This is a genomic window from Fictibacillus phosphorivorans (assembly GCF_007673525.1).
Lineage (GTDB): Bacteria > Bacillota > Bacilli > Bacillales > Fictibacillaceae > Fictibacillus > Fictibacillus phosphorivorans_C.
The window spans coordinates 1-23,530 of the sequence record NZ_VDZU01000005.1; the positions used below are offsets into that span (position 1 = coordinate 1).

General features: G+C 40.3%; 26 protein-coding genes. 25 read left to right on the plus strand and 1 reads right to left on the minus strand.

Annotated features, from left to right (window positions below):
• Positions 1 to 989: 989 nt before the first annotated feature.
• The 11 genes from FS458_RS19740 (at position 990) to rsmI (ending at position 8,667) form a co-directional block, all read left to right on the plus strand.
• Positions 990 to 1,184, plus strand: coding sequence for a sigma factor G inhibitor Gin (locus FS458_RS19740; RefSeq protein WP_066390463.1), 195 nt, complete (start codon positions 990 to 992; stop codon positions 1,182 to 1,184).
• A 121-nt stretch (positions 1,185 to 1,305) separates the two neighbouring features.
• Entirely contained in the window at positions 1,306 to 2,730 is a 1,425-nt protein-coding gene (locus tag FS458_RS19745; protein ID WP_144704778.1) for an aminotransferase class I/II-fold pyridoxal phosphate-dependent enzyme, read from the plus strand.
• Positions 2,731 to 2,742: 12 nt separating this feature from the next.
• A complete protein-coding gene (gene tmk / locus FS458_RS19750; RefSeq protein WP_144704780.1) occupies positions 2,743 to 3,387 on the plus strand; it encodes a dTMP kinase in 645 nt (214 codons plus the stop codon).
• Between the two features lie 15 nt (positions 3,388 to 3,402).
• Positions 3,403 to 3,732 carry a cyclic-di-AMP receptor gene (locus FS458_RS19755; RefSeq protein ID WP_144704782.1) on the plus strand — a complete coding sequence of 110 codons (330 nt, stop codon included), beginning with the start codon at positions 3,403 to 3,405 and terminating at the stop codon, positions 3,730 to 3,732.
• A 19-nt stretch (positions 3,733 to 3,751) separates the two neighbouring features.
• Positions 3,752 to 4,192 (plus strand): YaaR family protein, encoded by a 441-nt coding sequence (locus tag FS458_RS19760; protein WP_144704784.1) that lies wholly within the window; start codon positions 3,752 to 3,754, stop codon positions 4,190 to 4,192.
• 14 nt (positions 4,193 to 4,206) lie between these two features.
• A complete protein-coding gene (gene holB, locus FS458_RS19765; RefSeq protein WP_186320667.1) occupies positions 4,207 to 5,196 on the plus strand; it encodes a DNA polymerase III subunit delta' in 990 nt (329 codons plus the stop codon).
• Positions 5,197 to 5,200: 4 nt separating this feature from the next.
• Entirely contained in the window at positions 5,201 to 6,031 is an 831-nt protein-coding gene (locus FS458_RS19770; protein ID WP_144704786.1) for a PSP1 domain-containing protein, read from the plus strand.
• Between the two features lie 15 nt (positions 6,032 to 6,046).
• Complete coding sequence (gene yabA / locus FS458_RS19775) at positions 6,047 to 6,400, plus strand: DNA replication initiation control protein YabA (RefSeq protein WP_144704788.1); 354 nt, start codon at positions 6,047 to 6,049, stop codon at positions 6,398 to 6,400.
• 381 nt (positions 6,401 to 6,781) lie between these two features.
• The gene (locus FS458_RS19780; protein WP_144704790.1) at positions 6,782 to 7,531 is read left to right on the plus strand and encodes a tRNA1(Val) (adenine(37)-N6)-methyltransferase; all 750 of its coding nucleotides are present in this window, start codon (positions 6,782 to 6,784) and stop codon (positions 7,529 to 7,531) included.
• The gene (locus FS458_RS19785; RefSeq protein WP_144704880.1) at positions 7,521 to 7,811 is read left to right on the plus strand and encodes a GIY-YIG nuclease family protein; all 291 of its coding nucleotides are present in this window, start codon (positions 7,521 to 7,523) and stop codon (positions 7,809 to 7,811) included. Before FS458_RS19780 ends, FS458_RS19785 begins: the two co-directional genes overlap by 11 nt.
• Positions 7,783 to 8,667, plus strand: a complete 885-nt coding sequence (gene rsmI, locus FS458_RS19790) for a 16S rRNA (cytidine(1402)-2'-O)-methyltransferase (RefSeq protein WP_144704792.1) — start codon at positions 7,783 to 7,785, stop codon at positions 8,665 to 8,667. The genes FS458_RS19785 and rsmI overlap by 29 nt, the downstream gene beginning before the upstream one ends.
• 308 nt (positions 8,668 to 8,975) lie before the next feature.
• Here the strand turns inward: rsmI and FS458_RS19795 are convergent, their stop codons facing one another.
• On the minus strand, positions 8,976 to 9,260 hold the full coding sequence (locus FS458_RS19795) for an AbrB/MazE/SpoVT family DNA-binding domain-containing protein (RefSeq protein WP_066238107.1): 285 nt from the start codon (positions 9,258 to 9,260) through the stop codon (positions 8,976 to 8,978).
• A 715-nt stretch (positions 9,261 to 9,975) separates the two neighbouring features.
• Between FS458_RS19795 and metG the strand changes: the two genes are divergently transcribed.
• The 14 genes from metG to FS458_RS19865 all read left to right on the plus strand — a co-directional run bounded on the left by metG (position 9,976) and on the right by FS458_RS19865 (position 23,328).
• Positions 9,976 to 11,937 carry a methionine--tRNA ligase gene (gene metG, locus FS458_RS19800; protein ID WP_144704794.1) on the plus strand — a complete coding sequence of 654 codons (1,962 nt, stop codon included), beginning with the start codon at positions 9,976 to 9,978 and terminating at the stop codon, positions 11,935 to 11,937.
• 184 nt (positions 11,938 to 12,121) lie between these two features.
• Positions 12,122 to 12,889, plus strand: coding sequence for a TatD family hydrolase (locus FS458_RS19805; RefSeq protein WP_144704796.1), 768 nt, complete (start codon positions 12,122 to 12,124; stop codon positions 12,887 to 12,889).
• Positions 12,890 to 13,104: 215 nt separating this feature from the next.
• Complete coding sequence (locus FS458_RS19810) at positions 13,105 to 14,322, plus strand: G5 and 3D domain-containing protein (protein ID WP_144704798.1); 1,218 nt, start codon at positions 13,105 to 13,107, stop codon at positions 14,320 to 14,322.
• 191 nt (positions 14,323 to 14,513) lie between these two features.
• Positions 14,514 to 15,077, plus strand: a complete 564-nt coding sequence (rnmV, locus tag FS458_RS19815) for a ribonuclease M5 (RefSeq protein ID WP_144704800.1) — start codon at positions 14,514 to 14,516, stop codon at positions 15,075 to 15,077.
• Positions 15,078 to 15,083: 6 nt separating this feature from the next.
• Positions 15,084 to 15,959, plus strand: coding sequence for a 16S rRNA (adenine(1518)-N(6)/adenine(1519)-N(6))-dimethyltransferase RsmA (gene rsmA, locus FS458_RS19820; RefSeq protein ID WP_144704802.1), 876 nt, complete (start codon positions 15,084 to 15,086; stop codon positions 15,957 to 15,959).
• An 87-nt stretch (positions 15,960 to 16,046) separates the two neighbouring features.
• Entirely contained in the window at positions 16,047 to 16,913 is an 867-nt protein-coding gene (yabG, locus tag FS458_RS19825) for a sporulation peptidase YabG (RefSeq protein ID WP_144704804.1), read from the plus strand.
• 319 nt (positions 16,914 to 17,232) lie between these two features.
• Positions 17,233 to 17,493 (plus strand): biofilm formation stimulator Veg, encoded by a 261-nt coding sequence (gene veg / locus FS458_RS19830; protein WP_066238125.1) that lies wholly within the window; start codon positions 17,233 to 17,235, stop codon positions 17,491 to 17,493.
• A gap of 132 nt (positions 17,494 to 17,625) precedes the next feature.
• Positions 17,626 to 17,808: a small, acid-soluble spore protein, alpha/beta type gene (locus tag FS458_RS19835; RefSeq protein ID WP_144704807.1), complete on the plus strand. Its 183-nt coding sequence runs from the start codon at positions 17,626 to 17,628 to the stop codon at positions 17,806 to 17,808.
• 143 nt (positions 17,809 to 17,951) lie between these two features.
• Positions 17,952 to 18,815, plus strand: coding sequence for a 4-(cytidine 5'-diphospho)-2-C-methyl-D-erythritol kinase (gene ispE / locus FS458_RS19840; protein WP_144704882.1), 864 nt, complete (start codon positions 17,952 to 17,954; stop codon positions 18,813 to 18,815).
• Between the two features lie 60 nt (positions 18,816 to 18,875).
• Positions 18,876 to 19,706, plus strand: a complete 831-nt coding sequence (gene purR, locus FS458_RS19845) for a pur operon repressor (protein ID WP_144704810.1) — start codon at positions 18,876 to 18,878, stop codon at positions 19,704 to 19,706.
• Complete coding sequence (locus FS458_RS19850; RefSeq protein WP_186320668.1) at positions 19,703 to 20,080, plus strand: RidA family protein; 378 nt, start codon at positions 19,703 to 19,705, stop codon at positions 20,078 to 20,080. The genes purR and FS458_RS19850 overlap by 4 nt, the downstream gene beginning before the upstream one ends.
• A gap of 348 nt (positions 20,081 to 20,428) precedes the next feature.
• Positions 20,429 to 20,719 carry a septation regulator SpoVG gene (gene spoVG, locus FS458_RS19855; RefSeq protein ID WP_066238133.1) on the plus strand — a complete coding sequence of 97 codons (291 nt, stop codon included), beginning with the start codon at positions 20,429 to 20,431 and terminating at the stop codon, positions 20,717 to 20,719.
• Between the two features lie 248 nt (positions 20,720 to 20,967).
• The gene (glmU, locus tag FS458_RS19860) at positions 20,968 to 22,347 is read left to right on the plus strand and encodes a bifunctional UDP-N-acetylglucosamine diphosphorylase/glucosamine-1-phosphate N-acetyltransferase GlmU (RefSeq protein WP_144704813.1); all 1,380 of its coding nucleotides are present in this window, start codon (positions 20,968 to 20,970) and stop codon (positions 22,345 to 22,347) included.
• A 30-nt stretch (positions 22,348 to 22,377) separates the two neighbouring features.
• Complete coding sequence (locus tag FS458_RS19865) at positions 22,378 to 23,328, plus strand: ribose-phosphate diphosphokinase (protein ID WP_066390512.1); 951 nt, start codon at positions 22,378 to 22,380, stop codon at positions 23,326 to 23,328.
• Positions 23,329 to 23,530: the final 202 nt, after the last annotated feature.

The following is a 23,530-nucleotide window of genomic DNA, read 5'->3' on the forward strand; positions in this document are numbered from 1 at the left end:
AAGTTAAGCTCTTTAGCGCCGATGGTAGTTGGGGGTTTCCCCCTGTTAGAGTAGGACGTCGCTAGGCAATGAGGAAGATGGATGAGAATCCATCTTCTTTTTTTGTGTTTTAAAAAAGAAATAAGGTGGTTTGGCAGCCGCCAAACTTTCTATAAGGGGTCATTGGGGGATGAAGAGCTCGGGGTATGGAGCTTAGATCGGGCAGGGAGTACTTGTCGAGATTTAGCGAATGGCCTTTATTTTTGATTTTCGACTTAATTGAGGCTCGTTTCGACTTAATTACTCTCATTTTGACTTAATTTTGTGCATTCCGACTTAATTAGACCACGTAGATACCCCAATCCGTATGTTTTGAAGATCAGTTTCAGCCGCGAAACTCACCTACACCTCTCAAAATAGGAAGAAGATGGCCACAGCCATCTTCCAACACGCGATATTCTTCAGCAAAAGCTTCAAAATCCATCCCACAAGCACCTCAAGCAGCTCTTACACCCAACACATAAGACAAAAATCACAAAAACAACCCTGATCTCCCCTCCAAAACTACAACTCAGCTTTCCCCATCAACACAACCCCCACACAATTACGAGGTAATCTTCTTTTTATACAAGGTAACCCTGAATATATCCGTAAAACTTCGTCATAATTCCGTAGATAAAGATTTTTATCCGATTTTCAACAAAGTTACTTTACCTTACCAGTTAGTACGGCTACCACACATTAAAACATCCTAAAAGCCCACTAAAACCCTCAAATCATCCAAAAATGCAACTAATTTGCCTATCCAGCACATCAATTGGTTTTAAACCCCGTTACAGCGGGGATTATGGACCATGAAGACGCGAACTTGGTTTATTTTCATGAATTGAATGAAGACAAACACAACAAAGCCTTGAGATTCATACATTTTATAGAGTATCCAAAATAATCTGAATTAACGTATATGAATATATTAATCTGGCAACAATGGCAATTATGGAGGTGGAAGAATGAAAGCGACACGACAGTACGGGGAAATTTGTATGGTATGTGAAGAGAAGAAAGATCGAGGGTTACACATTCTTCATCAGTTTATTTGCCAAGAATGTGAACATAAAATCCTAACTGCGAAAACCAATGACGAATATTATAAACATTATTTATCCCAACTAAGAAAATTAAAGTTAGTAAACGCGTCTTCCTAAGAAAACAGGCTATTCAACAGCCTGTTTTTTTGTTGCTGTAAATTCGTAGGATGGGAATCTGTGATAGAATAAAGATAGTAATTGAAGTAAAAAAACGTTTGAAAAACAAAGGGTTTTTGTAATGAAAAAAGCACCGCTATATGAAGCGTTAATCAATCATAGTCGTACAAATAAATGGTCATTTCATGTGCCGGGACATAAGAATGGACATATTTTTGAAGAGAAGGCTAGAGCCTATTTTCAATCTGTATTACCGTTAGATGTTACGGAGCTTTCAGGACTAGATGACCTGCATCACCCAGAAGGTGTGATCTCAGAATCGCAGCAGCTTTTGGCTGACTACTACAAAGTTAAACAAAGCTTTTTTTTAGTAAATGGAAGCACTTGTGGAAATCACGCCATGATCCTTTCATCATTTAACGATGATGATATTGTACTCGTACAACGGAATTGTCATAAATCCGTGTTGAATGGATTAGAGTTGGCTGGTGTTACTCCAGTTTTTCTTCATACCGAAATGGATAAAGAGGGCGGATATCCATTAGGTGTGGATCTGCAAACCATCAAACAAACGGTTGAGGATCATCCCAATGTAAAAGGGATTATACTAACTAACCCTACGTATTATGGAATGCAGCAAGACATTCAAGCAATTGCTGATTTTATTCATAGTGTTGGTGGTGTTGTCTTAGTTGATGAAGCCCATGGAGCACATTTCGGATTAAAGAATATGCCAACCAGCTCGATACATAAAGGGGCAGACATGGTTGTGCAATCTGCGCATAAGACTCTACCGGCTCTAACGATGGGCGCTTATTTACATGTGAACAGTGAACGAGTAGATATCCACCGTCTAAAGCATGCTCTGCAGTTGGTACAGTCTAGCTCTCCATCCTATCTGATCATGGCTTCACTTGATCTTAGCCGACTATACCTTGAAAATTTGCGCAACGATGAAATCAATCTTATCTTGTCTCAAAGTGAAGATATGAGAAAGTATATAGATTCACTTCCTCATCTCAAAGTAATGAAAGCTCCAGATCGATATGAGGTTGATCCATTAAAGATTACTGTTCAGTCTGATAGGGAATTATCCGGGTATGAGCTTCAGGAGCTGTTTGAAAAAGAAGGGCTTTTTACAGAGTTAGCAGACGACCGAAATGTTTTGTTCGTATTGCCGCTCGGTCAATTGAACAATACGAAGGATTTACAAAAGGTGCTTAAAAAAGTAGCCGATCAACTTCCTCGTTATAATAAAAGAGAACGAACAGAACAATCTCTAACGGATGTTATGCAAGTGAGCAGTTTATCACTATCGTATAGAGAAATGAGAGGTTTACAAGCTAAACCTCAGTCGATGATGGATTCAGAAGGACAGATAGCAGCAGAAGCCGTTATTCCTTATCCTCCAGGAATTCCGCTCGTCGCAAAAGGAGAACAAATTACTTCGAAACATATAGATGAGTATTCTTCCTTAAAAAAGAAGGGTGCTCGGTTCCAAGGAATTACCGAGGACCATTTGATATATGTTTTTGATCATAGGTAAGGGGCAGTAATCGTGAAAGGTTTATTTATTACACTAGAAGGGCCGGACGGGTCAGGAAAAACAACACAAATTACGAAGGTTGCTGAGTATTTACGAAAGCACGAGGTGGATTTTATCCAAACGCGTGAACCAGGTGGTACCAATATCAGCGATAAGATACGATCGCTTGTCTTAGATCCAGAGCATAAAGAAATGCATGATCTTACAGAAGTTCTACTCTACGCGGCTTCGCGTGCACAGCATGTACATGAAAAGATTATTCCTGCATTAGAAGAAGGAAAAGTCGTACTCTGTGATCGATTTGTTGATGCGTCGCTTGCCTACCAAGGGTTTGGTCTTGGTGTGGGTGAAGAACGTGTGCTGCAAGTTAACAACATTGCTACGAGTGGACTTGTACCGGATCGCAGCTATTTTGTAGATGTTTCTCCGCAAATTGGAAAAGAGCGAATGAAAGCTCGCTATGGGACAGAGAACTTAGACCGAATCGAACAGAAAGATCTTTCTTATCATGAACGAGTGAGAGAAGGATTTGCTCAAATCTTTTCAAGACAAGCTGAACGGATCGTTCGAATTAATGGTGAACAGAGTCCTGATGCTGTGTTTGAAGAAATCGTAAAGGATTTAGATCAACTTTTATCGAATCATAAGAAAAAGTAGAGAGGGGCATTTGCCATGAAAATGATTATAGCCGTTGTTCAAGATAAAGACAGCAACCGATTGCAAGATGCGCTTGTTGATAAAAACTACCGTGCTACAAAACTCGCGACAACAGGAGGATTTTTGAAAGCAGGGAACACAACGTTTATGATTGGTGTGGAAGATGCTCAAATCAATGATGTTATGGAGATTATTCGGGAGAACTGCAAGAGCCGTAATCAGATGGTGGCACCTGTTTCACCGATGGGAGGCAATGCAGATGCTTATGTGCCATACCCGGTTGAAGTTGAAGTAGGGGGCGCGACAGTATTTGTTCTGCCCGTTGAAAGCTTTCAGCAATTTTAAATAAATTTGAGGGGTTATTATGAAAATTGGCCAAGATATAAGACCCATTCTGGATACGAAGCAGAACGATGGAAAGATCGGTAAAAAACCATCTCTATCATTTGGTGAAGCTGTATCCAAACAAAGTGAGAAATTACATTCCGAACAGTTAACAAGACTGTTAGGTGATATAGAGAATCAAGGCAAGAGACTGCTTCAATCACAAACGGTACGAGATCTGCAGCTGTATAAAAACTTGGTTCAACGCTTCGTAAAAGAAGCTGTTGATTTCGGTATGCAACTTAAGCAGAACAAAAGCTGGAACGAACAAGGGAGATCACGGACCCTCAAACTTGTAAAAGAAGTAGATGAACATTTGATTCAGCTGACCGAAGCTGTTCTTAGCCAAGAGAAAGATTCGATTACTTTGCTTGATAGAATCGGAGAAATTAAAGGTTTGTTAGTTAATTTATATACGTAGTAGGTGAGTAAGATATGGTGAGCTGGGAAGAGTGCAGCAAAACACAGCCCCGTGTTGTGAAATTATTAAAAAACAGTATACGAAAACAGCGCCTTGCTCATGCATATATTTTTGAAGGGGCACATGGAACAGGAAAGATGGCGACTGCAACGGTTCTTGCTAAAACGTTTCTTTGCAGAAACAGTGAGGATGGAAACCCTTGTGAAAGCTGTCCGAACTGCAAGAGGATCACATCTGGCAACCATCCTGATGTACATATCATCACACCAGATGGCCAGAACATTAAGATCGATCAAATAAGAGGACTTCAAAAAGAGTTTGCTTATAGTGGGATGGAGTCATCGAAAAAGGTATACATCATCGAGCATGCCGATAAGATGACCGTTCAGGCGGCAAACAGCCTTTTAAAGTTTTTAGAAGAGCCGGGAAATGATACGATTGCTCTTCTTTTAACAGAACAGGTTCATCGTTTGCTCGATACGATTCGTTCAAGGGCACAGACATTAACCTTTTCACCCCTTCCCCCGCAAGGGATTTTGGAGAAATTACTACATGAAGATATACCAAAACCTGTAGCTATGTTAGCGTCCTCTTTGACTTCGGATTATGCGGAAGCACTCGAAATTTGTAGGGAAGAGTGGTTTGCACAAGCAAGAGCCAAAGTGATACAATTAACGGAGGACTTGAGGCTCCGGCCTGATTACTGTCTTGTTGTACTGCAAGATCAGTATTTAAGTTTTTTTAAAGAAAAAGATCAGTTACGTTTAGCTTTAAACCTACTTTTGATCTGGTATCGAGATCTTTTATCTATACATTTATCAAACTCGGAAAACGTTGTGTTTTTCGATCAGCTTCAAGCATTAAAGCAGCAGGCTCTTCACACTTCGCAAAAAAAGACGGGTGAAGCCCTGCAAGCGATACTGACTGCTCAAGCTAGACTCAGGAGCAACGTCAGCCCCTTGATGGTGATGGAGCAGTTGGTTTTACGATTACGGGAGGGATAAAACCTTGTATGAGGTAGTGGGAATCCGCTTTAAAAAAGCGGGTAAAGTATATTATTTCGACCCCGGCGACCTTGAAGTGAAAAAAGACGCGTTTGTCATTGTGGAAACGGCGCGTGGAATAGAATATGGCAAGGTAGTTATCGATAAGAAACTAGTCGGGGAGAATGATGTTGTTCTTCCTTTAAAAAAGGTCGTTCGGCTCGCGACACAGAAAGACATTTTGTCTGTAGAAGAAAATAAAGCAGCCGCTAAGGAAGCGTTTCAAAGTTGTGAGGAAAAAATCATCGAACATAAGCTGGACATGAAGCTTGTCGATGTCGAATATACGTTTGATCGAAACAAGATTATCTTTTATTTCACAGCAGACGGAAGAATCGATTTCCGGGAGTTGGTCAAAGATCTGGCTTCTATCTTCCGTACTAGAATTGAACTCAGGCAGATTGGTGTTAGGGACGAGGCGAAGATGCTGGGCGGAATTGGTCCGTGTGGACGAATGCTTTGCTGTTCAACATTCCTTGGAGATTTTGAGCCCGTCTCGATCAAGATGGCAAAAGATCAGAACCTTTCATTAAATCCTGCGAAAATTTCAGGGCTTTGCGGCCGTTTGATGTGTTGTTTGAAGTATGAGAACGACTATTATGAAGAAGCTAAAGAAGAAATGCCTGATGTTGGTGAAGAGATTATGACCCCTCATGGTGTTGGTCGCGTTGTCGGCTTGAACTTGCTAGAGAAGGTCATCCAAGTGAACATTCCAGCTATGGAAAGAACGACAGAGTTCACTTTGGACGAGCTCGCTGGTAAGAGAGAGGAATTATTCAGTCAGGCCACAGAGTAAAAAGAGGTGGAATTCGTGGAAAAGAAAACAATATTTTCCCGCGTAGTACAGATGGAAGAGCAAATCACGGTGCTGTCAAAGCAACTGGAAGATTTCAAGACTCATTTGGCTGCACTAATTGAAGAAAACCACCATCTCGTGATGGAAAATGAAAATCTGCGAAACAAGCTGAATGCCGATCAAAAGCGGAGTTCTGTTAAAAAGTCTGTAGCCTCTAAAGCCAAGAAAGAACCTACCGATATCGGTGAAGGTTATGATAACCTGGCGCGTCTCTACCAAGAAGGATTCCACATCTGCAACCTTCATTACGGCAGTGTACGTTCAGAGGGAGATTGTTTGTTTTGTCTTTCATTTTTAAATAAGAAATAAACGCCTTTCCAATTGGGAAGGCTTCTTTTTATATGGCAGTGTTTGTGCGGAAAGCGGCAAGTCCCTGAAAGATGAACATTCATATAGGGGTATACGAGGGGGAGTAGCTTGCGGAATTTGTCGACGATTGTAGACTCGTGGATAAACAGCAAAAACTTTTGGATTGAGAGCCAAATCTCGTGGATAAACGGCTGAAACTTCTGGATTGTGTCCAAAAACTTCTGGATTGAACGAGCTGAATACCCACCTAAGTATACTAATATGACCAGTTTCGGGTTCCGAAACTGTCCTATATCTTGTGAAATAGCATATCCAATGAATAATCAGTAAAAAACCAATAAAAACTCAACCTATTATATAGAAGAAAGAGAGGGAAGAGCTATGAGTGATCTATTGCAAGATGAACGGATTGATTATTTAGTACATGAAGACTTAAAAATCATACAAAGTCCCTCTGTTTTTTCTTTTTCACTAGATGCTGTGTTATTAAGCCGTTTCGCGTGGGTTCCGATTCAAAAGGGTAAGATCATTGATCTGTGCAGCGGTAATGGTGCTGTTGCTCTTTTGTTAAGCAAGCGGTCGAATGCAAAGATTACAGGAGTAGAGATTCAGGAAAGATTACACAGTATGGCAACGAGGAGTGTAGTATTAAACCATCTAGAAGAACAGATCCAGATGGACTTAGCAGATATTAAAGACGCTCCGACTACATATGGTCATGGCTCGTTTGATGCACTTACTTGTAATCCACCGTACTTTGCATCTGTACATGAAGAAGATTTTAACCAGAACGAACACCTTGCTATCGCGCGTCACGAAATTCACTGTTCGTTGGAAGATGTTATCCGTGTCAGCAGTCAGCTTGTGAAGCAAGGCGGCAAGGTTGCAATGGTTCATCGGCCGAACAGGCTTATGGAGATTTTAGCTTATATGAGAGAGTATAAACTTGAGCCAAAAAAACTGCAGCTGATCTATCCGAAAGCAGGCAGTGAAGCGAACATGCTTTTAATAGAAGGAATGAAGAACGGTAAACCTGATCTGCACATTCTGCCTCCTGTTACGGTGTATGGGGAAGACGGTCAATACACGGAACAGTTAAAAAGGATGTTCTATGGCGAAGATGGAAAATAATACGCACTATCTATATATCCTCGAATGTAAGGACGGAAGTTATTATACCGGGTATACGAATGATCTAGAAAAGCGCTTTAAAAAGCATGAAGAAGGAAAAGGCGCCAAGTATACGAGGGGAAGAGGACCTTTAAAGCTTGTCTTTCAACAGGCTTTTCCTACCAAACAAGAAGCGATGCGTATGGAGTTTGCTGTAAAAAAGCTAAACCGTGCTCAAAAAGAAAGAATGATAAAAGAGGGAAGTGTTTCGTATGTGGCAGCAAAAGAGCTACAGCAGTGATACAGACAGCGGCATGCTGTACTTAGTTCCAACACCGATCGGCAACTTGGAAGATATGACATATCGCGCGGTCCGAATACTAAAAGAATCCGATGTGATCGCAGCGGAAGATACAAGACAAACGAAAAAACTATGCAACCATTTTGAAATCAACACACCTCTAACAAGTTATCATGATCATAACAAACAACAGAGTGGCAAGAAGCTTTTAGAAGAATTAAAAGAAGGAAAACAGGTTGCTCTTGTTACAGACGCAGGAATGCCGGGTGTTTCAGATCCGGGATATGAATTAGTCGTTCAATGCGTAGAAGAGCGCATACCCGTTATCCCGTTGCCAGGCGCAAACGCCGCCCTGCCTGCCCTTGTTGCATCAGGACTCAATACCGAATTGTTTACGTTCTACGGTTTTCTGCCACGTGGAAAAAAAGAAAAAAAGCTGGAACTTGAAAATCTGAAACGATTTCCATCCACCCTTCTTTTCTATGAAGCACCACACCGACTAAAAGAAACACTTCAAGCCATGAGCGGCGTACTAGAAAATCGAAACATCGCTGTTGTACGTGAACTCACCAAAAAATACGAAGAGATCACTCGCGGAACCTTACAAGAAGTATCAGAGTTCTTCAGCCAAGGAGAAACAGAAATCCGCGGGGAGTTCTGTTTAGTAGTAGAAGGCAATGGAAATAAAGAATTCGAGGCAGAAGAACAAGAACAATGGTGGGAATCGTTATCTGTCAAAGATCATGTCGAACACTATGTCGAAAAAGGCGAAAAACCAAAAGAAGCCATAAAATTAGCTGCAGTAGACAGAAACGTACCAAAGCGCGAAGTCTACCAAGAATATCACGGGTTGTAGGCTATATGCTCTCTGACAAAAGATCTTAAAAGTGCGCAGCTTACAATATCAATCACACCTTAAAGCCCTTAACTTTTTAAGAATTCTTTCTTCATTGAATAGTTGATTGAAGTGAAAGGTGCGAGAAACTCCTGGGGGACGAGTGGGCCAGGTGAGACACTCAATGGCGCGTAGCGGCGAGGGGCTCACCGCACGCCCCGCGGAATGCGAAGCACCTGAAACGGAAATCAACCACTTCCAAAAGCACCGAAGAATAACTTAAACAAAGGAAAAGAGCCTTCTAAAGCGAAGGCTCTTGTTTATTAGGCTTATTTTGATGTTTGAAGTTGCTTTTGAAGTTCTTCCATTACCTCTTTAGCACCTTCACGGCTAAGGATGATCTTTCCGCCTGCAACTGTGTAGTTATCATCAGAAACTTCACCAGTTACTGCACAAGTCATGTTTGGCTTGTATTTCTTAAGGATGATACGGTCATCATCAACATAAATTTCTAAAGCATCTTTCTCTGCAATTCCTAAAGTACGGCGTAATTCGATTGGAATAACGACACGTCCTAGTTCGTCCACCTTACGTACAATTCCTGTAGATTTCATAATAAAATCTCTCCTCTCAAATATATAAAAGATTTCCCTATCTATTTAAATCGTCAGAATTCGACAAAATCCTACGAGAACATCTTACCAAGATTTCCAATTGTCGTCAATAGTTTTGACTTAAACATTTTATAGTCTTTTACCATTGAATTTACTAGACTATACCCATATTATAATACTTCCAAAACCCTGAATTGGAAGATATATTCATATATTGTCATAAAAAATTCAAGAATGTGTAAAAGATGAAAAATTTTAACTGGAAATATTGCTAAAATAATACGTCAAATTTCGACAAAACTAACAACGAAAAAATACTATCCAATTTTCCTTTTCGTCCATCAGCTAGTATGCCTTGACACGCTTTCCATGCATTAGGTATATTTTGAAGGAAGAAAAGAGAATAATGAAAGTATTTACATAGAAATCTTTCGCTTACTTTTTTACTTTTATGTCCTAATGCAAACAGTTTCTTATAATATTGTAAAAAGATACATTTCCCGTTGCAGTTAGATTTTTCCTAACAGAAACACAAATAGCCCCTAAATGGAGGGGCTTTTTTTCCACTATTAGAAAGTGTAACTTGTTAGCACACGATGTTTTTAGACGTTGCACAAGTTTAAATAGTACAAGCGCAACTAAGGCTGACGCGAAAGATTGGCGTCAGCCAAGTTTTCTTTTACTATAAGGTTATTATTTTGAGGAGGCGGCTAGAATGGCGAAACCAACATTCTATATTACAACACCTATTTACTACCCAAGTGGCAAACTTCACATCGGTCATGCATACACAACGACAGCTGGAGATGCGATGGCCCGATACAAGCGTCTTAAAGGTTTTGACGTTATGTATCTAACAGGAACAGATGAACATGGTGAGAAGATTCAAAAGAAAGCAAACGAACAAGGCCTTCATCCTCTAAAATACGTAGACGGTATCGTTGATGATATTAAGGCGCTGTGGAAAAAGATGGACATCTCTTATGATGATTACATCCGTACAACAGAAGACAGACATAAGAAATCTGTCGAAAAGATATTTCAACAGCTTCTTGATCAAGATGATATCTATTTAAGTGAATATGAAGGCTGGTATTGTACGGATTGTGAATCGTTCTTTACAGAGCGTCAGCTTGAAGATGGAAAATGTCCGGATTGCGGACGTGAAGTGAAGAAAGTAAAAGAAGAAAGTTACTTCTTCCGCATGAGTAAATATGCAGATCGTTTATTAGCTTATTATGAAGAAAACCCTTCATTTATTTTTCCAGAGTCACGTAAGCGTGAGATGATCAACAACTTTATCAAGCCTGGTCTAGAAGATCTTGCTGTATCACGTACTTCTTTTGATTGGGGAGTAAAAGTTCCAGGAAATCCGAAGCATGTGATCTATGTGTGGATAGATGCGTTGTCTAATTATATTACGGCACTTGGATATGGAAGTGAGAACGAAGATAAATTCAAAAAGTATTGGCCAGCTGATGTTCACTTGATGAGTAAAGAGATCGTTCGTTTCCACACGATCTATTGGCCGATCATGTTGATGGCGCTAGACCTGCCTTTACCGAAACAAGTTATTGCACATGGATGGCTCTTGATGAAAGACGGCAAGATGTCTAAGTCCAAAGGAAACGTAGTGGACCCGAACGTTCTGATCGATCGTTACGGATTAGATCCGCTGCGCTACTATTTGCTACGTGAAGTTCCGTTTGGTTCAGATGGTGTGTTTACTCCAGAAAGCTTCGTAGATAGAGTTAATGCTGATCTTGCAAATGATCTTGGTAACTTGCTGAACCGTACGATTGCGATGATCGGCAAATACTTCGATGGAGAGATCCCTTCATATGAAGGAAAAGTAACTGAGTTTGACGGGACACTTCAAGAGTTTGCACTAGAAACAGTAAGAAAAACAGAAGAAGCTATGGAAAAACTAGAGTTCTCCATCGCGCTTTCAACAATCTGGCAGTTAGTCAGCCGTACGAACAAATATATTGATGAGACTCAGCCGTGGGTATTGGCGAAAGATGAAGCTAAAAAAGGTGAGCTCGGAAGTGTTATGTATCATCTAGCAGAGTCGATCCGCATTGTGTCTGTATTGATCCAGCCGTTCATGACAGAAACTCCAGCGAAGATCTGGAGTCAGTTAGGTCTTGCTGACAAGAGTCTTACAGAATGGAATTCATTAAAAGAGTTCGGTGCGATCCCTGCGAAAACGAAGGTTGAAAAGGGTGACCCGATCTTCCCTCGTTTAGAGACAGAGGTAGAAGTAGAATTTATTAAAAATTCTATGGGCGGCTCTTCGGCACCTGTAGCAGAAGAACCAAAGAAAGAAGAAGTACCGGCTAGTGATGAGAAACCAGAAATCACAATTGATGATTTCATGAAGGTGGATCTTCGCGTAGCCACAGTTCTTGAAGCAGAACCAGTAAAGAAAGCAGATAAACTCTTAAAGCTTCAGTTAGACTTAGGCTATGAAAAACGCCAAGTCGTGTCTGGTATTGCGCAGTATTACAAGCCAGAAGACCTTGTCGGTCAAAAAGTGATCTGCGTAACAAACTTGAAACCAGTTAAATTACGCGGCGAACTTTCACAAGGAATGATTCTAGCTGGATCTTCCGATGGCCAGTTAACTTTAGCTACCGTTGACCCGTCACTTCCAAACGGCTCAAAAGTAAAATAAACACAAAAAGCGGGGAGCATTTCCCCGCTTTTTTGTCATTTTTAGTTCATTTGGCAGTGATTTCCTGTAATTTCACTGTCAAAGATAGGTCTTTTAACCTACGTTGTAACTAACTTGTAATGCTACTGTTACCCGAATGAATGGAAAATGTGATAAGATTTGTAAAGTTGAAAGGATGTACACTATGTTTGACACACATGCACATTTAAATGCAACACAGTTTGAAGAAGATCGCGAAGAAGTGATTCAGCGGGCATTAGATGAAGGTGTAACACATATTGTTGTTGTCGGTTTTGATCGTGAAACGATTAAAGGTGCGATGCAGCTGGCAGAGCAATACGACTTTATCTATGCTTGTGTAGGTTGGCATCCAGTGGATGCGATCGACATGACGGATGAAGATCTGGATTGGATTGAGGAACTAGCAGCACACCCAAAAGTTGTTGCCCTTGGCGAGATGGGACTCGATTATCATTGGGACAAGTCGCCTGCCGAAGTTCAGAAAGAAGTTTTCCGACGCCAGATTCGACTTGCTAAAAAGGTAAAGCTTCCGATCGTTATTCATAACCGTGAAGCAACGCAAGATGTTGTAGACATATTGAAAGAGGAAGAAGCCCATGAAGTTGGCGGAATCATGCACTGCTATAGCGGTAGCTTAGAAGTTGCACGTCAATGCATGGATATGAATTTTTACATAAGCTTTGGTGGACCAGTAACGTTCAAGAATGCAAAGAAGGTTAAGGAAGTCGCTGCTGAAATTCCGATGGACCGGCTCTTGATTGAAACAGATTGTCCTTATTTAAGTCCTCATCCGTTAAGAGGAAAAAGAAATGAACCATCTTATGTAAAGTATGTTGCAGAAACACTTTCTGAATTAAAAGATCTTCCACTTGAAGACATCATAGAGAAAACATCCGACAACGCGTTCCGAATTTTTAACATGAACCGATAGGGGATGTTGTCGGAAACTATCAAAGCATAAGAAATATCGCGTTAATCTTTCAAGAATTGACAAAAGAGAAAGGAAATTTGTCAAACGGTTTTCCTTTCTTTTTTTCTTCTTTTCCGTTCATAATGGCCTTGGGTCAATTCATGGCGAAAAGGAGGGTGATTTGACAGAGAGAAAAAAGATATTTATAATGCAGTCCTTGTAGGGGAGGAAATTGAATGAATAGGAATATTACAGCTTTGTTCTCACGTTTCACAAAGAAGAAAGTCTATCTTTCCATCGTTGCTCTTTTCGTTTTAGCCGTAACTTGTGGGTTCGTAGGTTATGAAACTACGAAAGCTAATGTAACGCTAATCCATGACGGAAAGAAAACAGAAGTGAACACGCATGCTAACACAGTTAGAGAGCTATTAAGCGAACAAAACATAAAGATAAATCAACATGATTCAGTTAAACCAGGTCTTGATGCCAAGGTAACTGACAACATGAAGATCGATTATTTACAAGCAAAAGAAATCAACCTTACCGTGAATGGCAAGGAAAAAACGATATGGACGACAGCGAAGACTGTTGAACAATTCGTCCAAGAACAGCAGCTAACGTTAAAAGAGCATGATTCTATTAAGCCAAATCTGACTGCTGATATTAAGGATCAAGGTAAGATCCAGATCGAATCAGCATTCCCGGTTAAGCTTGTTGTAGGCGGAAAAGCTCAGCAAGTTTGGACCACTTCGACTACCGTCGCTGACCTTTTGAAGCAACAAAAGGTATCTTTAGGTGAAATTGATCGAGTATCACCTGCTAAGTCAGATAAAATTACTGGCAAAACACAGGTTGAAGTCATCCGAGTAGAAAAGGTCACCGATGTAGTGGAAGAAGAAACACCGTTTGCTGTTGTTAACCGTAAAGACAGCGGGTTAACTAAAGGTAAAGAGCGTGTCGTGCAAGATGGAACAAAAGGTAAACGTGAAAAGCGCTTTGAAGTAGTCATGGAAAATGGGAAAGAGATTTCCAGAAAACTGATCAGCGAAAAAACGTTATCCGATAGCTCGGATAAAATTGTTGCTGTTGGTACTAAAGCTAAGCCACAGCCAAAACCACAGCCGGTTGTATCTCGTAGCCAATCTGCTTCAAGCAGTTCTGGCGGTCGAGAAATAACGGTAACAAGTACAGCTTATACAGCTAATTGTGCTGGTTGCTCAGGAATTACGGCTACTGGATTTAATCTAAAGTCAAACCCAAATGCGAAAGTTATCGCAGTCGATCCTAGTGTGATTCCACTTGGCTCAAAAGTGTATGTTGAAGGATATGGATATGCCATTGCTTCAGATACTGGGGGAGCAATTAAAGGTAATAAGATTGACGTATTCTTTTCTTCACAGTCACAAGCAGAGTCTTGGGGAAGAAAATCAGTTAAAATTCGCATCATTAATTAATATTAAGAGCATGGGGAAAAAATCCCTGTGCTTTTTTTGTGCGCGGGGACAAGTAGATCGCAAAACGATTCTCATTACTCTGAAGACCTAGACTTTCTTGACGCCTGGGGTATACTAGTAAAAGATGTTTTGTCGTTCAATACATTAGACGTTGCAATACCTAAAAAGGTTTCACCGTTTTGGAGGAAATCATGAAAAAAATCAAAGAAATTATAGTAGTTGAAGGAAAAAGCGATACGCTTGCTATAAAAAGATCTGTACTTGCAGATACGATAGAAACAAATGGTTCAGAAATTAGCATAGATACGTTAAACCGCATCAAAAGAGCACATGAGACTCGAGGGATTATTGTTTTTACCGATCCGGATTTTCCGGGCAAGAGAATTCGTCAAATCATTTCAGAGTACGTACCAGGCTGTAAACACGCTTACTTAGAAAAATCGGATGCGATTGCGAAAGGCGACAAGGGTGTAGGCGTTGAGCATGCGTCACGAGAAGCTATAATCGAAGCCATCGAACATGTTAGAGAAGAACTATTAGAATCAGAGGATGAGTTGATCACATGGGACGATCTGATGGCTGCAGGATTAACTGGCGGCCATGATTCAAAACATAGACGTGAAGTGATCGGAAGAGAGCTGCGTTTAGGATATATGAATGCAAAACAATTACATAAACGTCTTAATATGTTCAGAGTCACACCAGATGAATTTGAGCAGGCGTTAAAGGCGCTTTATAGCAATGAGGAGGAATAAAAGCATATGAGAAAAGATATATCGACTCCACAATCGACAAAAGCCATTCTAGAGAAGCATGGCTTTACGTTTAAAAAGAGTCTGGGTCAAAATTTCCTGATCGATCGTAATATCTTAAACAATATAGTAAATGCGGCAGATTTAACAGAGGATTCAGGCGTCATCGAAATTGGTCCTGGAATCGGAGCGTTAACGGAGTTTATTGCAAGATCATCAAAAAAAGCGGTAGCATTTGAAATTGATCAACGCCTTCTCCCTATATTAGAAGAAACGTTAGCTCCTTATCCCCATGTAGATGTCATCCATAGTGATGTCTTAAAAGCGGATATACACGCTGTCATTAAAGAACACTTTGAAGAAGGGCAAGATCTCATGGTTGTCGCGAACTTGCCATATTACGTCACAACACCGATCATTATGAAACTTCTTCAAGACAAGCTTCCGATCCGAGGCATTGTATGTATGATTCAAAAAGAGGTTGCCGACCGTCTTGCAGCTTCACCTGGTACGAAGGATTACAACTCGCTATCTATAGCGATCCAATATTACGCAACAGCCGAGACGATGATCAAGGTGCCTAAAACAGTTTTTGTTCCAGCTCCAAATGTTGATTCATCTGTCATTAAGCTGACACTTAGAAAAGAACCTGCAGTTTCAGTTAAGGATGAAGACTTCTTCTTTACTGTTGTAAGATCATCATTTGCACAAAGAAGAAAGATACTTTGGAACAACCTAACAAGCCAGCTCGTCCCAAAAGATAAGAAACAAGAGCTTCAAACGATACTAGAATCGATCGATATCGATCCTAAACGTCGAGGAGAAACCCTTTCTATCGAGGAATTCGGAAAATTAGCTGATGCTCTTTTACCTCTTGTAAAATAAACCTCATTTTTCCCCCTTCTCTCACATAACCTTATAAAAGGAACAGAGGGAGCTATGGAGCTTGTTACTCCGAATAGGGGGAGTAAAATGAAACTAGAGATTGGATCAATTGTAAGCAGAAACTCTTACAAGCGAGATTTACTATTTCGGGTTGTAGGATTCAGTGAGGATCGGACCATTGCAGAACTCGCTGGCGAAGAGCTTAGACTCTGGGCAGATGCACCTGTCGATGACTTATTTGTCGTTGATGATAAGCATATGTCTGAACATAGGCAAGTGGAAAAAGAAAAAGAAGAGTCTTCATTAAAATTATTCAGACAGGACTATTATTTATTAAGGCAAAAGCGAGAGTATTTATCGACGAACGGATATCAATATGATCAATCCTACTTTGAGCTTCCTGGCAGAGTGCTTCATATTGACGGAGACCCATTATACTTAAATAAATGCTTGGAACTTTATAAGAAGCTAGGAGTGCCTGTGTATGGTATTCATATGAAGGAATCAGAAATGCCTGAGAAAGTTCCAGCGCTTGTGGACGAGGTAAGACCTGATATTCTTGTTATAACGGGTCACGATGCTTATATGAAGTCAAAAGGCGATGTGACAGATGTGAATGCGTATCGTCATACAAAATATTTCGTTAGAACCGTTCGCGAAGTTAGAAGGAAATATACACATCTCGATCATTTAATGATTTTTGCAGGTGCCTGTCAGTCCCATTTTGAATCTTTAATAAAAGTAGGCTCTAATTTTGCCAGCTCACCTGCTCGTATAAATATCCATGCGCTCGATCCAGTCTATATTGTCTCAAAGATCAGTTTGACGTCTTTTATGGACCGCGTAAACGTCATGGACGTCCTCCGCAACACCTTAACAGGTAAAGAAGGATTAGGCGGTGTTGAGACAAAGGGATTCCTAAGAACAGGAATGCCGATTAAATCAAAACCATAACGCAAAAAAACTCCGGATTTCTCCGGGGTTTTTTTACGTTAGGATCTCATCTGAAAACTCCTATAGTTAACGCGTTTTTTGTCGTACCAAAAAAAGATAAATGAAAGAAATTTATATCAAAAGTGCCCGAATTAAACAATTATTTGTAAGAAATATTCATTTTATACATAATGTACAGGAAATTTGGCATACTAAAAAAAGCAAAAAAAGGATATTTGGTCATTGACATGAAAATGCTTTGCTTGCTATAATGAAAATTTTAATTTGACAAAAAAACACGATTTGTGTTATAATTTGTCTAAGTGAGGTGGAGCCTAAAATGGGTAAAACAATAGTGGACATTAGACGCTCTTTAGAGTCCAACGTGGGTAGAAGACTTTCTTTACGTGCGAACGGCGGTCGACGTAAAACGATCGAACGACTTGGAACACTGGAAGAAACATACCCGGCAGTTTTTATTATCAAATTAGATCAGGACACCAACGCTTTTGAACGTGTTTCTTATAGTTACGCGGATGTACTCACAGAAACAGTAGAACTTACATTCTTAGAAGATACACAAGCAGCAATCGGGCAGTAAGAGTCTTTACTGCTATTTTTTTTACTTGCTGGTTGTGATCGGCATAATAAATACATATAATCAGCACCATCACGTAAGATAAAACCCCTTTTGGAGATACTATGATGTATCGCATATGAAAGGGGTTTTCTTATGGGACGAAGAAAAAATGGCATGATGTCTGAAGGGTTAAAAACAGAGATCGCAAAAGAACTTGGCTTTTATGATACGGTTCAGCGTGAGGGCTGGGGTGGAATTCGCTCTAAAGACGCAGGAAATATGGTAAAACGGGCTCTAGAGATCGCTGAACAACGCTTTAACAGCGAAAACAGATAAATATGCGGTAGTTCTAGCCGGAGGCCAATCGCGTCTCCGGTTTTCCTCTACAGGGAAGGTTTGATTTTTTCTATATTTCACGCCACATACTGTGTTACTATTAAAAATATCAAAATTGTGCAAGATGGTAGGCAGGGATAATGATGACAATTAATAAAGTATCCATTAAAGCTCCAGCAAAAATTAATCTGTCTCTCGATGCGTTGCGTAAAAGAGAAGACGGATTTCATGAAGTGGCTATGGTAATGACAACGGTAGATCTGGCTGATCGGATCGAACTAACTTTATTAGAGGCAGACGAAATTAAAATTGAAAGTTCCGGTGGCTTTGTTCCACTTGATGAACGAAATCTAGCCTTTCAGGCAGCATTGCTTTTAAAGAAAACATTTAACATTACAAAAGGTGTTTATATACATATATCTAAGCACATCCCTGTTGCAGCAGGACTAGCGGGTGGAAGCAGTGATGCGGCAGCTACATTAAAAGGACTTAATAAACTCTGGGGACTTGGCCTGTCATTGGATGAATTGGCTGAGCTGGGTGCAAAGATCGGTTCAGACGTTTCTTTTTGCGTGTATGGAGGAACGGCTTTAGCGACGGGTAGAGGTGAAAAAATCCATCATATCTCGTCGCCGCCTCCTTGTTGGGTCCTCTTAGCTAAGCCGCCGATCGGAGTCTCTACAGGTGAAGTGTATCGAAACTTAAGGCTTCAAGGCATAAAGCATCCTGATGTAGAAGGGATGGTCAAAGCGATCGAAGAAAAAGATTACGATAAGATCTGCAGCCTTCTAGGAAATGTTTTAGAATCGGTTACCCTCAAGATGTATCCGGAAGTAAAACACATTAAAGAGCAGATGATGCGCCTTGGAGCGGACGCTGTGCTTATGAGTGGAAGTGGACCAACTGTTTTCGGTCTGTTTCAGCACGAATCCCGACTTCAAAGAGTGTATAACGGTTTAAGAGGCTTTTGTCATGAAGTTTATGCTGTGCGTTTATTAGGGGAATGATTGATAAAATCCGTATAAAAATGGTATATTATCTTCAAACATTCGGTTTTGGAGGATAATATGAAATTAAAAAGAAGCGGAAGAATGGTAGATTTAACAGGTTACCTTCTTCACCATCCCCATCAACTCATCCCTTTATCTTATTTTGTAGAACGGTACGAATCGGCCAAATCATCGATAAGTGAAGACCTGGCTATTATTAAAGAACATTTTGAACAGCACGGTTTGGGCCATGTTCAAACGGTTCCAGGTGCAGCCGGCGGCGTTAAATATATTCCAGGCATAGATCAAGCAGAAGCGGAAGAAACGGTAAAAGAACTTGTTGAGCTGCTTGAAGACCCTAGCCGTATCTTGCCTGGAGGGTATTTGTACGTCACAGATATCATCGGAAACCCAAGATTAGTGAACCAGATCGGAAGGCTGTTTGCATCTGCTTTCTCATCGCGGAAAATTGATGTAGTGATGACGATCGCAACAAAAGGTATCCCTCTTGCATACGCAGTAGCGACACATCTAAACGTTCCTGTCGTCGTTGTACGAAGCAACAGCAGAGTAACAGAAGGGTCTACCGTAAGTATTAACTATGTGTCGGGTTCAACTAAACGTATTCAGACGATGGCTCTCGCAAGAAGAAGTATCAAACAGGGGTCAAGGGTACTCATCATCGATGACTTTATGAAAGCGGGCGGAACGATTAAGGGAATGATCAGCTTGATCGAAGAGTTTCAAGCACACATTGAAGGTATCGGTGTCCTCGTTGAGGCTCAAGAAGTATCAGAGAGACTTGTAGATGATTATGTTTCCATTGCACGACTTGCACAAGTGAACGAAAAAGAAAATCGCATCGAAGTGGAAAAAGGCAACTACTTTCTAAACGGAGGTCAAGCATGATGAAAAAAATTCATACAGAAGAAGCACCGGCAGCAATCGGCCCTTATTCTCAAGGAATCATAATAGACCAGTTGTTCTTCAGTTCAGGTCAGATTCCTCTTACAAAAGAAGGCGTTATGATCGATGGAGATGTGAAGGAACAGACTCATCAAGTTTTTCAAAATCTGCAAGCGGTCTTAAAAGAAGCAGGATCTTCACTTGATCAAGTCGTAAAAGCAACGGTTTTTATTAGTGACATGAACGAGTTTGCTGATATTAACGAAGTGTATGCTGAATATTTCAGCGAACATAAACCAGCACGCTCTTGTGTAGAAGTTGCAAGACTTCCAAAAGATGCAAAAGTAGAAATCGAAGTTATTGCACTTATAAAATAAGTCCTTATAGGGCTTATTTTTTTTGTTTTGCTCTGGAAATGGTAAAACAATTCGCGGGAATATCTCAAAAATTTCTAGGATTATTGATTAATTATATCGAATCATTGTCATTCATACCCAATTTAGTATAAATTCACTGTCACTCTAATTAAATTCTATAGCAAATTTCTTTGTGGCTTACTTGAACGATGAACTGGTAATAAATTCGATCAAAATGAATCTAAAATACTAGGCGGGGAGAGACGTCACAAATTTTTTAAAAATTTTTATTATTCCAAGAAGGATTTTGTAAAAAGCTGCAGAATTGTAGTATTACGTTCTTATTTTGGAAAAAGGTGGTGTTTGTGAATGGAAGTGACTGACGTAAGACTACGCCGTGTAAATACAGAAGGTCGTATGAAAGCGATTGCCTCCATTACAATCGATCATGAATTTGTTATTCATGATATTAGGGTAATCGATGGCAATAATGGAATGTTCGTAGCTATGCCAAGCAAACGAACACCAGATGGAGAGTTCCGTGATATCGCGCATCCAATCACGTCTAGTACACGTGAGAAGATCCAAAACGCGGTGTTAACAGAATATCACCGTATGGGAGAGATGGAGTCTGCTTTAGAAGAAGCAGGAGCTTCTTAATATCTCAATAAGAATTTAGAGCCTAGTCAGAATGATTGGGTTCTTTTTATTTGCTCTTTTTTCCTCATAAGAGAGAACCTTCCTATATATACCCCTTACATATTAAAAAATCACCTCATTTTTCAATAAAATTTATCAAACCATTGACAATCCCGCGTCACTTCTTGAAATGACTACGTGTTTAAGATATATTCGTAATGGTATGTTAAGAAATATTTAAGATTTAGGAAAATGGATGGAGGTTCACAATGACAAATCGCTATGCGGTCATTCTTGCTGCGGGTCAAGGAACAAGGATGAAATCCAAGTTATATAAAGTGTTGCATCCTGTTTGTGGGAAACCGATGGTTCAACATGTGGTTGATCAGATCAATTCTCTTCAAATGAAACAGTTGGTGGCTGTTGTCGGCCATGGTGCTGAAAAAGTTCAAGATCAATTGGGCTCTGACGTTCAGTACGTGCTTCAAGAAGAGCAGCTTGGTACAGCACATGCTGTTATGCAAGCTGAAAACGCCCTAGCAAATAAAGAAGGAATCACACTTGTTGTTTGTGGTGATACACCTCTTATTACATCGGAAACAATGGAAAAACTCATTGCAGAACATGAGTCTCTCGGTGCAAAAGCAACAATCCTTACAGCTAAAGCTGAGGATCCTACTGGATACGGACGTATTATCCGTAACAGTGAAGGAACGGTTGAGCGCAATGTAGAACACAAAGATGCGTCTGAAGAAGAGCGTAAAGTAACTGAGATCAATACTGGGACTTACTGCTTTGATAATAAGGCGTTGTTTGATGCGCTTAAGCAAGTTAACAATGAAAACGTACAAGGCGAATACTATTTGCCTGATGTTATAGAGATCTTAAAAAATGCTGGCGAAGTAGTAGCTGCTTATCAAACACCTGATTTTAATGAAACATTAGGAGTAAATGACCGAGTGGCATTATCGCAAGCTGAACGTTATATGAAGAAACGAATCAACGAACGCCATATGAGAAATGGTGTTACCTTGATCGATCCTGATCAAACCTATATTTCAGATGATGCAGAAATCGGAAGCGATACGGTCATCTATCCTGGGACAGTAATCTTAGGGCAAACGAAAATAGGAGAAGAAAACATTATCGGTCCTCAATCTGAGATCAAAGATAGTGTTATTGGAAATGGAAACACGATTCGTCAATCTGTTATTCACGACAGTGAAGTTGGAGATCTGACGGCAATCGGTCCATTTGCTCACATCCGTCCGAAGTCCGTTCTTGAGAACAAAGTAAAGATCGGAAACTTTGTAGAAATAAAAAAATCTGTGATGAGTTCAGGAAGTAAAGCGTCTCATCTTAGCTATATTGGTGATGCTGAGATCGGAAAAGATGTTAACCTAGGCTGCGGATCTATCACAGTGAATTACGATGGTAAGAACAAGTTTTTAACAAAGGTTGAAGATGGGGCGTTTATTGGCTGTAACTCTAACTTGGTTGCTCCAGTTACCGTTGGCAAGAATGCTTATGTTGCAGCTGGCTCAACAATAACAGATGATGTTCCTGCTGATTCATTATCTATCGCGAGATCGCGTCAAACTGTTAAAGAAAACTATGTTCAAAAGCTAAACGAAAAACAAAACCAATAATTTTAAGAGTGGGGAAGGATGGAGCCATCAATGAGTACGTATGTAGATCCTACATTGAAAGTTTTCACGTTAAATTCTAACAAGGAATTATCAAAGGAGATTGCTCAGCACATTGGAATTGAGCTTGGAGAAAGTTCAGTTACAAAGTTTAGTGACGGGGAAATTCAGATTAATATTGAAGAAAGTATTCGTGGCTGTGAAGTTTACGTTATTCAATCTACAAGTGATCCCGTTAACCAACACTTAATGGAACTTTTAATCATGATTGATGCATTAAAGCGTGCTTCTGCAAAAACGATTAACGTAGTAATGCCTTACTATGGCTATGCACGTCAAGACCGTAAAGCACGTGCACGTGAGCCGATCACAGCTAAACTTGTAGCTAACCTGCTTGAAACTGCTGGTGCAACTCGTGTTATTGCGATCGATCTTCATGCGACTCAAATTCAAGGCTTCTTCGACATCCCAGTTGACCAATTACTTGGTGTGCCGATCTTAGCAAATTATTTTGCAAACAAAGAATTAGATGATATCGTAATCGTATCGCCAGATCATGGTGGAGTTACGAGAGCAAGAAAGATGGCTGATCGCTTAAAAGCACCAATCGCTATCATTGATAAGCGACGCCCTCGCCCGAACGTATCTGAAGTTATGAACATCGTTGGTAACATTGAAGGAAAAACAGCGATCTTAATCGATGATATTATTGATACGGCTGGAACGATTACTCTAGCAGCTAATGCACTTGTAGAAAACGGCGCGAAAGAAGTTTATGCATGCTGTACGCACCCTGTTCTATCAGGCCCTGCGATGGATCGTATCCAGAACTCTTCTATTAAAGAGCTAGTAGTTACAAACACGATCGTTCTTCCTGAAGAGAAGAAGATTGATAAAGTAACACAGCTTTCTGTAGCTCCTTTATTAGGAGAAGCAATCATTCGCGTTCACGAGCAACTATCTGTATCTAAATTGTTTGATTAAGATTATAAAGCTCTTCTATAGAGATTTTTGCATTTGAGATTTTTTTACTCTCATCTTTGGAAAGTTGATTGAAGTGGAAGGTGCGAGACTCCTGGGGGATCAGCGGGACAGGTGAGACTCTTAACAGCGCAAAGCGCTAAGAGGCTCACCGCACGCCCCCCGGAAAGCGAGCACCTGAAACGGAAATCAACTACTTTCAAGA

Excerpts from the sequence above, each read along its gene's own strand:
- FS458_RS19740 (WP_066390463.1), top strand. The coding sequence starts at position 990 with ATGAAAGCGACACGACAGTACGGGGAAATTTGTATGGTATGTGAAGAG.
- FS458_RS19745 (WP_144704778.1), top strand. The coding sequence starts at position 1,306 with ATGAAAAAAGCACCGCTATATGAAGCGTTAATCAATCATAGTCGTACA.
- FS458_RS19755 (WP_144704782.1), top strand. The coding sequence starts at position 3,403 with ATGAAAATGATTATAGCCGTTGTTCAAGATAAAGACAGCAACCGATTG.
- FS458_RS19760 (WP_144704784.1), top strand. The coding sequence starts at position 3,752 with ATGAAAATTGGCCAAGATATAAGACCCATTCTGGATACGAAGCAGAAC.
- holB (WP_186320667.1), top strand. The coding sequence starts at position 4,207 with ATGGTGAGCTGGGAAGAGTGCAGCAAAACACAGCCCCGTGTTGTGAAA.
- FS458_RS19780 (WP_144704790.1), top strand. The coding sequence starts at position 6,782 with ATGAGTGATCTATTGCAAGATGAACGGATTGATTATTTAGTACATGAA.
- FS458_RS19785 (WP_144704880.1), top strand. The coding sequence starts at position 7,521 with ATGGAAAATAATACGCACTATCTATATATCCTCGAATGTAAGGACGGA.
- rsmI (WP_144704792.1), top strand. The coding sequence starts at position 7,783 with ATGTGGCAGCAAAAGAGCTACAGCAGTGATACAGACAGCGGCATGCTG.
- FS458_RS19795 (WP_066238107.1), bottom strand. The coding sequence starts at position 9,260 with ATGAAATCTACAGGAATTGTACGTAAGGTGGACGAACTAGGACGTGTC.
- metG (WP_144704794.1), top strand. The coding sequence starts at position 9,976 with ATGGCGAAACCAACATTCTATATTACAACACCTATTTACTACCCAAGT.
- FS458_RS19805 (WP_144704796.1), top strand. The coding sequence starts at position 12,122 with ATGTTTGACACACATGCACATTTAAATGCAACACAGTTTGAAGAAGAT.
- FS458_RS19810 (WP_144704798.1), top strand. The coding sequence starts at position 13,105 with ATGAATAGGAATATTACAGCTTTGTTCTCACGTTTCACAAAGAAGAAA.
- rnmV (WP_144704800.1), top strand. The coding sequence starts at position 14,514 with ATGAAAAAAATCAAAGAAATTATAGTAGTTGAAGGAAAAAGCGATACG.
- rsmA (WP_144704802.1), top strand. The coding sequence starts at position 15,084 with ATGAGAAAAGATATATCGACTCCACAATCGACAAAAGCCATTCTAGAG.
- yabG (WP_144704804.1), top strand. The coding sequence starts at position 16,047 with ATGAAACTAGAGATTGGATCAATTGTAAGCAGAAACTCTTACAAGCGA.
- veg (WP_066238125.1), top strand. The coding sequence starts at position 17,233 with ATGGGTAAAACAATAGTGGACATTAGACGCTCTTTAGAGTCCAACGTG.
- FS458_RS19835 (WP_144704807.1), top strand. The coding sequence starts at position 17,626 with ATGGGACGAAGAAAAAATGGCATGATGTCTGAAGGGTTAAAAACAGAG.
- ispE (WP_144704882.1), top strand. The coding sequence starts at position 17,952 with ATGACAATTAATAAAGTATCCATTAAAGCTCCAGCAAAAATTAATCTG.
- purR (WP_144704810.1), top strand. The coding sequence starts at position 18,876 with ATGAAATTAAAAAGAAGCGGAAGAATGGTAGATTTAACAGGTTACCTT.
- FS458_RS19850 (WP_186320668.1), top strand. The coding sequence starts at position 19,703 with ATGATGAAAAAAATTCATACAGAAGAAGCACCGGCAGCAATCGGCCCT.
- spoVG (WP_066238133.1), top strand. The coding sequence starts at position 20,429 with ATGGAAGTGACTGACGTAAGACTACGCCGTGTAAATACAGAAGGTCGT.
- glmU (WP_144704813.1), top strand. The coding sequence starts at position 20,968 with ATGACAAATCGCTATGCGGTCATTCTTGCTGCGGGTCAAGGAACAAGG.
- FS458_RS19865 (WP_066390512.1), top strand. The coding sequence starts at position 22,378 with ATGAGTACGTATGTAGATCCTACATTGAAAGTTTTCACGTTAAATTCT.